Origin of the sequence: Methylobacterium sp. BTF04 (assembly GCF_010692745.1) — a bacterium.
Lineage (GTDB): Bacteria > Pseudomonadota > Alphaproteobacteria > Rhizobiales > Beijerinckiaceae > Methylobacterium.
Map to the genome: position 1 here is coordinate 1 of NZ_JAAHTB010000206.1, position 869 is coordinate 869.

The following is an 869-nucleotide window of genomic DNA, read 5'->3' on the forward strand; positions in this document are numbered from 1 at the left end:
ATGTCGAGTTTCTCGAAGTCGAAGATATATTCGTTGAGGTAGGCACGGGGCAGGAACAGGTCGCGATCGTTACGGGTGTTCCTGATCGGCCGGCCAGCATAATCCGGATGCGTGCTGTAGATTGCGTCGCTTAAGAGGTCGTCGAAGAAGAGCTGACTGACCAAGGCTTCCCGCCCGTCGACGACCACACGGACATGGACGTGGATGCTGCGCCCGTCATACCAGCCCGGATAGACGGTCATAAAATTGGTAATGCCGTCGCGATTAGTTGTCTGGCGTCCGCGGAAGGCGAGTCCGCTCAAGGCCTCTGAGTCGCCTAAGGTGCATTCGGCCGAGACTTCTCGGCCAGAGTAAATGCCCCGCGCGTCGGCGTGCCAGAGCTGGACCTCGGCCGCCGCATGCGGGCGGCAGGTCGCCGCATCAACGACGCGGAGCGAGAGCCGCATGGGGAGCCCTGACCGACCCTCCGAGACGTCCACCCTCAATGGCACGTTCGCGGCGTCGCAAGGACCGACGATGTTGGCGAGGGTCGTGACGCAATTAGGCCGATGGCGAAAGATCGGCGCCGGAAGGGCCGCCGTGTTGATGCCCTTCGTTCCGCCGGTGGCGAAATCTGCGCCCGTCCATCCGAAGTCCCGCTCGACAAGGATCGGGATACGTCCGAGCAGGATACCGTAATTGCCCAACAGCATCTTGGCAGAGGGAGGCAACAATGTGTAACCGACTGTTGCTGTGCTGGCCGCGGCAGCTCCACCAAGTAGAAATGCCCTTCTCTTCATTACCAACCTTCTATTTTTTTTCAAACCTCGTTGATAGCGGAGCTTGTTTTTCGGAGTGTGAATTTTTGTGTTCGTCGTGTTTCGGCAAAG

General features: G+C 59.0%; 1 protein-coding gene. It reads right to left on the minus strand.

All coding sequences use genetic code 11. From position 1 onward, the window contains the following. A partial coding sequence (locus tag G3T14_RS24345; RefSeq protein WP_246733547.1) for a hypothetical protein occupies window positions 1-869 on the minus strand: 869 nt, incomplete at both ends.